This is a genomic window from Nostoc sp. WHI, assembly GCF_015714725.1.
Classification (GTDB): Bacteria; Cyanobacteriota; Cyanobacteriia; order Cyanobacteriales; family Nostocaceae; genus Nostoc.
On the sequence record NZ_WBKM01000081.1, the window covers coordinates 1 to 10,022 of the forward strand.

Genomic DNA, 10,022 nt, shown 5'->3' on the forward strand with positions numbered 1-10,022 from the left:
GTTACGCGCCAGTCTCTTGGCGTGTTCATTCCGCTGCCTACTTATTCGCAAGTGCTTTCTGGCAAATATGCCTCTAGTTTTCTTTCTTCCTAATGAACCTTTTTTCTTTTTGTAAATGCGTCTTTGAGCGTGTTTGACTGATTTTTCAGCCTTTCTCAAAAACTTTGGGTTGGATTCTTGATATCCGTTAGAATCAGTGTAAAAACTCTCAATTCCAACATCCAAACCAATTTCATTACCTGTCAATGGTTGAATATCTGAAGCTTCAACATCAATACAAAACTGACAGTAATATCCATCAGCGCGACGAACTAATCTAACACGCTTAATTGACTTAACAGGGTAGGTTTTAATATCCCACTTACCCAGCAATTTCAATTCACCAATACCTTTTTTGTCGGTAATAGTAATACGGCGTTTGGTTGGGTTTAATTTCCAGCCTGATGTTTTGTACTCAACCGAGCGGTTATCACGCTGAAATCTTGGATAGCCCTTTTTGCCTGATACTTTCTTTTTGCAATTATCGTAAAATCTTGATATCGCTAACCATGCTCTTTCGGCTGATGATTGCACCGCCATTGAATTTAGGTTAGCCACAAATTTAAATTCGTTGCGTAGTTCCGTTGAATACTTGTTGAGCGCAAACCTATCAATTTTCGCTTCTCTCGGTGCGTCCATCCAATACCTCAAACATTTATTTCTCATGAATTGAGTAGTTTTGATAGCTTCTTCGATTGCTAAATATTGAAGTTTTTTAGCTTTAACTTTGTACTCTAGAACTAACAACTTAATCACCCCCTTGTTTTTGTCTATTATATTTATGGTAACATATTTGTGAGGACAATGGGGGACGTAATGAAGAATAAAAGATTAAATGTTCGACTAACTGACAAGCGCTACTATAAATTGGTAATACTATCTACGCAGATAGATAGGACTATCAGCAGTCTCGTAGATGAATGGATAGATTCTTTACCGGAACCAAAAAACCAGAACATCACTGAGGCGTAAACACCTCCAGTCGGCTTTCATCCCTTGCCTGTTCGCGCTTGCGTCTCCCCTTGGGAGAAGTGCGGAATACGGCGCACTGCGCCTGTTCCTCAAGGGTTTTCAGCCAGACTTTCGTATAAAAAAGAAAAAGGGGGTAAGGCAAATATCACTTGCCTTACCCTCTGCCGTTGATTATTTTTTTAGTATTCTAAGTGATCACAACAATAAATGTAGTAAGTAGCGTGATCTTATGACTTGCGCCAAGGGCCCCAGATTGCGAAAGTAATACCAGGAGTTTGGATGTTGACAAACAAAGTCTTACTATCAGGTGAGAAGCAAGCACCAGCGAACTCGTTTTCATTGAGAGCATTACGCGCGAATTGATAAAGTTCACCCTTGGGAGTAACACCTACTAAGAATTGCTCATCATCTCCATCTTCACAAAGGATGAGATCGCCATAAGGTGAGACAACTATGTTATCAGGATTCTCCAGTTCGGCAGCAGATGTAGACTCGACAAATAGTTCAATTGTCTCTTTACCTGGAATGTAGCGCCAGACCTGACCAAGCCCTAAAGCACCACCATTCGTGCAGCAAAAGTAAAATTCACCCTTGCCATACCAGATACCTTCACCACGGGTAAACTGGGCTGCTCCTTTTGCAAAACCTTCTTCTCTTACAGTATCTTCAAGGGGATTAGGATCAGTAATCGTCACCCATTCAACTTTCAGTGGTTTGCGCTTGGGGAAACCAACAGCTGTTTGTGCTTGATAGATATCTTTGATTTTTAAAGCTTGAAGAGTGCCTCCTTCTTTTAACTTACCAGGCACTTTCGGGATAAAACGGTAGAAGAGGCTATCTCCTCGGTCTTCTGTCTGATAGATAATCCCAGTTTTGGGGTCTACGGCAACAGCTTCATGGTTAAATCTTCCCATAGCTATTAGAGGCTCAGGCTTCACAATAGTAGTGGTGCTAGCTGGAACTTCAAAGTTATAGCCGTGGAACTTCGAGACATAATCTGGATCGCCTAACGGAGCCGAAGTTGGAGTAGAGCTGTTCTCTTCGCAACTAATCCATGAACCCCAAGGAGTTGAGCCACCTGCACAGTTACGATAGGTTCCGGTTAGGGTAGTAAAGTGTTTGATTAGCTTGCGATCGGGCCCAACAACCAAGTTCGTCGTACCACCTTTGCAAAATGGGTCGTAGGTAGGTAGCCCTTTGGCTTGTGTATCTGAATCAGGGCTAAGTTCGTGGTTGCGAACTAAAATTACTGTGTTTCTGGGACCAGGGAAAGTTGCCATACCATCATGGCCACCCGGCACTAGAGTGCCATCGTTCATGAGTTCGCCTGTTAGAGAGAAAGTCCGATACTGAAATCCAGCTGGTAAATCTAACAAGCCCTTTGGATCTGGCACAAGCGGGCCATAACCTCCACCAAATACAGTTTTTCCATTGGCTTGTCTAGCAAGAAGACCTTCAAAAGGAGAGGCTAACAAGGTACCAGCAGCAGTCGTGCCTGCGATCGCAAAGAATTTACGACGAGATAATGTCATGAAAATGTTTTGGTTACGTCAAATGCTGATAAAAAAATATTCTATTTTGATTAAGTTTAGGTAATGCTTGGTTTAATTAATATTATTAATTCTACAGATTATTGATGAATCAATTATTATATGGTGGTAGTAACACAATGTATGGTTAAGAGAAGTTAAAGACTCATTTAACTAACAAAATATAATATTTATCAAAAAAAATCAGATTTTTTTATTTTTCTGACAAAAAAATAACCATAAACTGTAAGAATTAGATCAAATCTAATGATACAATCTGCCCAAAGGTGTTTTAGACTTTAATCAGGTCAAACAAGAGCAATTGTTATCTTAATGCCTAGAGTATAAGGCATCTAGCAAAAGGAGGAGCTAAATAAATATAGGCTACATTTTCTTTTGTTGTGCCTAATTAGGCAAATAAATTCACTTTCTAGCTCTCACCTTTTGAAGGAATATCAGTATTTATTTAACCAATTCAATATGAAGATGTGCCAATCCAAAAGTCTCATTTTATCTCTGGTGTAAGCTTTCTTATAAAACAGAGTTTGGCGCATTCCCACAAAGAAATGGTATTACAATGCTGATAAAAACTTTATTGACAACTACAACATCAGAATCTATTCCTGTTATTAAGAAAATGAAAAGCATCTGTAACAAAATCAAAGCTACTGTAGCTGTTGCCGCTTTCAGCTCTATGGCTACTTTAATTCACGTTCCCAGCGCTGATGCTGCTTCTTTTGAGCTTGATTGGCTAGGAGATAAAGGTTATTCAGCTAAAGGGCAGTTCAGCTATGACGATAGTTTCCTGGGAAGCATTGTCACAAAAGATCAGTTGACTAATTTTGCCATTTCTTTCTTTGATCCACAAGGAACTGTGTTGCAAAATTTCAACTACGATTTTCCCCAAACTGATAGTACTTTTAATTTCAACTTTGATACAGTCACAAAGACTGTTTTACAATCTGACAACTTTGACACATCCAATGGTTTTGATTTAGGAATTGACTTTGCAACAGATGTAGCAGGGTTAGATTTTTATACTTATCTGAATGCCGATCAAGGATTGCCAACAGCTAAGATATTCTTGAAGGATGACCTTTCACCAGAAGTATGCGATACATACCCAGACTGTAGGTTGGATCTTGGGGGCCAGTTGACGGCAACTGCTATTCCTGAACCTGGCGCAATTTCTGGACTGTTGGTAGTTGGTTTGCTGAGTAGAGTTCTCAAGAAAAAGCCAGCATCTACATTAGACAGTAAGCCTGAATAGTCGAAGCTAGCTTGATTAGAACTGTAATTGAATATTATTCTAACTCTAATAGCCAAGGGATTTGGAAGGTTAGAACTGTCTAAAATTTGTAGGGGACATATTGCAAATATGTCCCCTATTATAGTGATTTGGATAGTTGCTGGCAGCAAACTTTTAACTGACAATTCCGAGATTGTTGTAGATTTCGATTAGATTGCCATCAGGATCGCGAAAATAAGCTGTGCGGATTCCCCAATCTGGGCGATCTTGTGGTGGAGTCACAACGATCGCATTATGGCCTTTGACTTGATCATAGACTTCATCCACGTTATCGACTGCGAAAATCAAAACAATTTTGTCTCGATTGGCAACATATGAAGGCTGTTCGACACTTGGGACTACTTGGGCCATTAATTCCATTGTGAACAAACCCAGCTTGAGATATCCGGTATTAAACTCAGCATATCCGCTATTTTCATCGCCCCAATCAACATCAAATTTTAGCTGATCCCGGTAGAACAGAAAAGAATCTTTGTAGTTGGAGACAAGGAGTCTCAGGTGTGTTAGCTGAAGCTTCATATCTGTTGCCTTAGTCTACTAACTGTGAATTCTAGGTTCTGGGTGTAAAGTCGCCAGCAACTCACTTTCGACAATTGCCAATTCATCAAGCCGTTGCATGACAATTTCTTTGTCGAAGTAAGTAGCAGCTAAAACCCAATATATACCGTAGTGGCGCGCTTCGGATGCCATTAATCCACGATAAAATTTTGCTAATTCTGGATCTGGACAGTGAGCAGCTAATAATCCCAGGCGTTCGTGAGAGCGAGCTTCAATTAAGCCAGTGACTAGTAAGGAATCTAAAAATCGCTCAGGTTCTTTGGAGCGTACAGTAGCTTTTAAACCCGCACCGTAGGGAGGAGGTGGTAGGGGAGCCAGGGGAATATTCCGGTGTTCTAACCATTGGTTAACTAGTTCAAAGTGTTCTAGTTCTTCGCGGGCGATCGCAGTTAGCTCCCGTACCATTTTAGTATTGGAAGGGTAGCGAAACATCAAGTTCAAGGCCACGCCTGCTGCTTTGCGTTCACAGTGCGAGTGGTCGAGTAAGATGATATCTAAGTTAGCGATCGCTTGTTCAACCCAAGCAGAACTGGTGGGCTGTTTCAGGGCGTTGATAGTCGGTAACTGAGTAAACACAGAGTCACAAAACTCCAGAATTGCAATTTAGCTAAATAGCCTAGCAAACTGATTTTACAGCTATTTTCGGGTAAATAGACTCGCGCTTTTATTACTTTTATTCTGGAAAGTACTCACTATTGAAAATATCTTCAGGAGTAAAAGGGCATTTTTCTGGGAAACTCTCAGGTGGTAAACCTGTTTTTTGGATTGCTTGTCTTCTGGCTTTAATATAAACTGCCTCTAAGCAGTTGAGAAAATAGTTATAAAGTGTTTTTGAACGAAAAGAAAATTCTAGCTCATCACGGAAATTAGTGATTTCTATCTGCCAGCCTTTTTGACAATATTCTTTTTCAGTTTGCCAATAACGATAAAGTAAAAGATGAATTAATAATTGTTTTAAGTAACTTTCTACTTTTCGTCTTTGTTCAATTCCCAAAGCTTCAATTTCTTCTGCTAAATGTTGCCAATCTAAATTATCAATATCTTTGTTTTCTAATTGTTTAAGTGTTGTTTCTACCCATAAATAATAATCTTCCTCGTAAAGGGTAGGTTCAACAGATTTTAATATTTCTGTTGTCATAGTTAATCATTTATAAAATAAACTATCTAATTGTAACATAAGTAAGCGATCGCTCCATCCCACAGTCGTTTGACCTGACCGGGGAACTGTTGGAAAAGCGCATCATTTTCCCGATCCAGTTCAACATCTAATGAGTCTTTGAAAAATTTACAAATGGCAATGTTGAATTTCTGTAAAAGCCTCTGGGTATAGACTACGGGCTAATTCATCTAGTCTAATTGTTTGTTGAATATTCTCATTGTATCATTCTACAATACCTTTTCGTGACTAAAAATATGAGTGCGATCGCTCAGTTCTAAATGGGTGTTCCGTTCATCTGAAAATCGCTGTGATTCAAATATCGCATCAATATGGACTCTAATTGGACTACCTGAATTGGCTTGATGAGGTAGTCATTAACACTACCTGGCAGCTTGGTAATTTCCTCTTCTAAAGGTTCGCTAGAGGTCATCATTACAATTGGCAAATCTTTATAATCAGGCTCATGTCTAAGAATATTTAGCAAATGAAATGTGCTAGCATCACTTACTAACTGGAAATCCAAAAAAATTAAATCTGGCTGTAGATTTTGCACCTGATTTAAAAAGTCATTTCTGTTGTCTATCCACGTGACTTGGTAGCCAATTGCTTGAAGATAATCTTGCAGCAGTATGACAGTGTTTTCCTCTTCTCCCACAAGCAAAATGCGTTTAATTTTAGGAATAGAAAAGGATGGGGAGAAAGAATGATTATTTTCTGTGCTTCTTTCCTCCTCTTTTGGATGTGTTGGATTTGGTAGAAACAGAGTGAACTGACTACCTTTTCCCAAAGTCGATGTCAGGGTAACATCTCCACCGTGCAAACACGCTAATTTGCGTGTTAAAGCTAAACCCAAACCTGTGCCCTCATACTGCCGATTTAACTGACTGTCAAGCTGTTTAAACGGTTCAAATAGAAGTTTAAACTGACTTGAGTCAATACCAATTCCAGTATCTGAAACTGTAAACGTTATCCCTTGTGATACTTTTTTCACTACCAGCGATACTTGACCGGCGGGGGTGAATTTAATCGCATTGGTAAGCAAGTTAAGCAGCATTTGCTTAACGCGCCGCTCATCAGCAATGCAAATATCCGCTTCTAGGTCAATTTCATGGATGAGTTGCAATCCTTTTTCTAAGGCGCGATCGCGCACTGTCGATATGACATAATTACATAAATCTGACACTGGCAAAGGTGACAGCAACAGTTCTTCTTTGCCTGCTTCTACCTTAGATAAGTCAAGGATATCGTTAATTAATACCAGTAGATGCTCACTACTATTATATATACAACTCATATATTCGTTCTGCTTTTCATTCAGAGCGCCAACGATTTCTTGTTGCAGCAACTGCGATAAGCCCATAATTGTATTAAGAGGCGTCCGCAACTCATGGCTCATGGTTGCTAGAAATTCACTTTTTGCCCGACTAGCAGTTTCTGCTGCTTCTTGAGAGGCACGCAGTTTCAACTCTGTTTGCTTGCGTTCAGTAATGTCCTCAATCATCGCTAGAAAAAACTCAGGTTCACCATTGCTGCCTGGTATTACAGAAACAGATATCTGAGTCCAAACTAACCTACCATCTTGATGCAAACAGCGTCTTTCCATCTCAAGGCGATGTCTTTCGATAAGCTGCTCTTGATGTTCAAAGGGCTGGAAGCCAACCCTGGAAGTTCTCCTTGAGTCTGTGCGAATTCCTGACACCAGTTGTTTGTAAAGTTTTAAATCCCCCCTTTGGATAGAAATGTAATCTGTAAAGCTCTTACTGTATAGCTCTTCTCGGCTGTATCCTAAAATCTCGCCCAGTGCCGGATTGATATCAACTATCTGCGCTTTCATATCTATAAGTACAATACCGATAGAGGAGCGCTCAAAAATCGCCCGGAATTGCGCTTCACTCTGTCGCAGTGCTTTCTGTACAGTGTTTCGCTGGCTCGCTTCTATGGCTAGCGTCACGAAATCTGCTATCGAGCCGGCAAAATTCTCTTCTTCCAAAGTCCACTGGCGACCTTCGCCTACCTGTTCGTGACATACTACGCCTGCCAGACGACCCTCTAGCCAAATCGGTGCATCAAGCAGGGATGTGATGCCCAAAACAGAAAAATAAGGCTCAGATAATTCTTGGGTTCTTATATCGTTTCTGGCATCATGTGCAGCAATGCTACGTTCCTCTTCTAAAGCCTGGAAATAAGCAGGATAATTTGTTTTTAAAAGCGAGTTACCAAAGGTGTGCCCCTTGGTGCTTACATCATATAAATCGATGCATTCAATTTTTGAACGTTCTTCATTATATAACCACACCCCAACTCGCTCCACTAAGAGTGTCCGAGCAGCAGTTTCTGTGATTTTCCTTAGTGCAACATTGAGATTACCTTGCTGAAATGTGTTGCTCTTTGCCAGCTGTACCAGCATTTGGCTTTGTTTTCGCCGACAACTTTCTCTGATTTGTAAAGCCTCTGGGGTCTGGTTGTGCTCTGTAATATCTCTAGCTGCCACCACCTGCATAAGTTGCCCTCAAGAAGAAATAATTTTGATTTGCAGTTCTACGGAAAAAGTAGAACCGTCTTTGTATAACTACAATTACTTCATAAGGTTTTTCATAACCAGAAAGGATATTTTTTCTAATCAAATTTCATGATTCTAGATAATGAGTTCCAAATTAAATTTTGCTAATCATTTCTATCACTTTATGCCAGGAATTTTTGCCAGGTGAGAATTAGCATTTAAAATAATTGTACTATCAAATAGTACAGTATGGGACTATGATTTGATTTTTGAAAAAATTTCGTACAACTTAAAGAGCATTCTTTCGCTTTACCTCTTGCCTGCCTACGCAGATAAGTTCAAAAATCAAATTGGATTGCTATATCTTGAAAAGTTACCTGGCACAGGTATTTTAATTGGTTTTAGCTATGTTCAGGTTAAGATAAAGTTAAAATTTAGTATTCTGAACTTTATTAGGATTGCTTTGCTCCGTACCCTTCTCCTGACGGAGACGCTACGCGAACGGGAACGCTAAGGGCGAACACAATGACTGTAAACATTTTTGTTCATCTACTTATCATGACTTTCATGAAATGGTATGACTGCCAGAATACCCTTTAATTCCCCTACAGAAAGATACTTAATGGCTTAAATTTTGCAAGAATTAAGGTAATAACAAATGTTGTGGAGATGGAGCAATGACGGATAGTGATGTAAGAATTGTTTCCTTGATTCCCGGTGGAACAGAAATTTTAGCGGTATTAGGGTTGGTTGATGCTATTGTGGGGCGATCGCATGAATGTGACTACCCGCCAGAAATTCAAAATCGCCCCATTTGTACCCAAGCCCGCTTAAACTCCAATGCCTCCAGCAGCGAAATTCACGATGAGGTAAATAATTTATTGCAATCTGCTCTTAGTATTTATCAAATCAAAACAGATGTTTTAGAGCAATTGCAGCCTACCCACATTCTTACTCAAGACCAGTGCGATGTTTGTGCTGTCAGCTTAGACGAAGTTGAAAAGGCAGTTGCCACACTCATCCACAGTCAACCTCAGATTATTTCTTTACAACCCAATGTTCTCCAAGATGTTTGGGCTGATATTGACCGAGTAGGCAAAATCTTTGGGGTAGACTCGGTTAAAGTTCTAGAAAATTTAGAGGCTCGCGTCAAAATTTGTCAGCAAAGAATTCAAGGACTTTCTTTAGATGAACTTCCCAGTGTCACCTGCATTGAGTGGACTGATCCTTTGATGGTCGCTGCAAATTGGATTCCTGAATTAGTTAACTTAGCAGGAGGACAGACACTATTTAGTGTCACAGGTCAGCCTTCTCCTCGTTTACCGTGGGAAACATTAATAGCAAGTAATCCAGATATCATTATTTTTATGCCTTGCGGCTTTGATTTAAATCGCACTCGCCAAGAAGCCAATTTGTTAACTCAACTTCCAGAGTGGGAAAAACTGCACGCTACCCAAGCTGGCAGAGTCTACATCACTGATGGCAATTCTTACTTTAATCGTCCAGGGCCGCGACTGGTAGATTCTCTAGAAATTTTGGCAGAAATTTTGCATCCAGAAATTTTTCAATACGGTTACAAAGGAACTGGTTGGGAACCTTTATAAAAATTCAAAATTCAAAATTAAAGACGTTTACGGGGTTTGTTCTGAATCCGCCGATGGTTCATTGTTAAATAACAGTAGGCGTGCACTGAGGATGGCAAATCCCACAGCAGCGATCGCTTTTAACAAGCGTGTAGGTAATAATTCGGCTACTGCTCCCCCTGCTAATGATCCTAACAGGCTTGTCAACAGCAATGCACCTGCTGCACCAAAGAAGACAGCACGCGGACAATTACAACGTCCTGAAAGTGCGATCGCCGCTAACTGACTTTTGTCACCCAATTCTGATAAAAAAACTGTAATGAAGCTCAGTCCTAAAAGATGCCAATCCATATGATTAAGGGGGAGTGGGGAG

Annotated in this window: 10 protein-coding genes; 3 read left to right on the forward strand and 7 right to left on the reverse strand. The window is 40.1% G+C overall.

Annotated elements, in window-relative coordinates:
* A partial coding sequence (locus F8S12_RS08225) for an RNA-guided endonuclease InsQ/TnpB family protein (RefSeq protein WP_196515824.1) occupies positions 1-786 on the reverse strand: 786 nt, incomplete at its 3' end.
* Between the two features lie 69 nt (positions 787-855).
* On the opposite strand from F8S12_RS08225, the gene F8S12_RS08230 reads away from it, so the two are divergent.
* Positions 856-1,011, forward strand: a complete 156-nt coding sequence (locus F8S12_RS08230; RefSeq protein ID WP_196515833.1) for a hypothetical protein — start codon at positions 856-858, stop codon at positions 1,009-1,011.
* Positions 1,012-1,238: 227 nt separating this feature from the next.
* Here F8S12_RS08230 and F8S12_RS08235 read toward each other — a convergent pair whose 3' ends face one another.
* The gene (locus F8S12_RS08235) at positions 1,239-2,543 is read right to left on the reverse strand and encodes an alkaline phosphatase PhoX (RefSeq protein ID WP_196515825.1); all 1,305 of its coding nucleotides are present in this window, start codon (positions 2,541-2,543) and stop codon (positions 1,239-1,241) included.
* Between the two features lie 574 nt (positions 2,544-3,117).
* Between F8S12_RS08235 and F8S12_RS08240 the strand changes: the two genes are divergently transcribed.
* Positions 3,118-3,810: a PEP-CTERM sorting domain-containing protein gene (locus F8S12_RS08240; protein WP_230967885.1), complete on the forward strand. Its 693-nt coding sequence runs from the start codon at positions 3,118-3,120 to the stop codon at positions 3,808-3,810.
* 153 nt (positions 3,811-3,963) lie between these two features.
* Here F8S12_RS08240 and F8S12_RS08245 read toward each other — a convergent pair whose 3' ends face one another.
* The 4 genes from F8S12_RS08245 to F8S12_RS08260 form a co-directional block, all read right to left on the reverse strand.
* Positions 3,964-4,368 (reverse strand): VOC family protein, encoded by a 405-nt coding sequence (locus tag F8S12_RS08245; protein WP_196515826.1) that lies wholly within the window; start codon positions 4,366-4,368, stop codon positions 3,964-3,966.
* An 18-nt stretch (positions 4,369-4,386) separates the two neighbouring features.
* The gene (locus F8S12_RS08250) at positions 4,387-4,983 is read right to left on the reverse strand and encodes a tRNA-(ms[2]io[6]A)-hydroxylase (RefSeq protein WP_196515827.1); all 597 of its coding nucleotides are present in this window, start codon (positions 4,981-4,983) and stop codon (positions 4,387-4,389) included.
* A 97-nt stretch (positions 4,984-5,080) separates the two neighbouring features.
* Entirely contained in the window at positions 5,081-5,545 is a 465-nt protein-coding gene (locus F8S12_RS08255) for a DUF29 domain-containing protein (RefSeq protein ID WP_196515828.1), read from the reverse strand.
* Positions 5,546-5,840: 295 nt separating this feature from the next.
* Positions 5,841-8,066, reverse strand: a complete 2,226-nt coding sequence (locus F8S12_RS08260) for an ATP-binding protein (RefSeq protein WP_196515829.1) — start codon at positions 8,064-8,066, stop codon at positions 5,841-5,843.
* A gap of 677 nt (positions 8,067-8,743) precedes the next feature.
* Between F8S12_RS08260 and F8S12_RS08265 the strand changes: the two genes are divergently transcribed.
* Positions 8,744-9,670 (forward strand): cobalamin-binding protein, encoded by a 927-nt coding sequence (locus tag F8S12_RS08265; protein ID WP_196515830.1) that lies wholly within the window; start codon positions 8,744-8,746, stop codon positions 9,668-9,670.
* 27 nt (positions 9,671-9,697) lie between these two features.
* Here F8S12_RS08265 and F8S12_RS08270 read toward each other — a convergent pair whose 3' ends face one another.
* Entirely contained in the window at positions 9,698-10,000 is a 303-nt protein-coding gene (locus F8S12_RS08270; RefSeq protein WP_196515831.1) for a TMEM165/GDT1 family protein, read from the reverse strand.
* Positions 10,001-10,022: the final 22 nt, after the last annotated feature.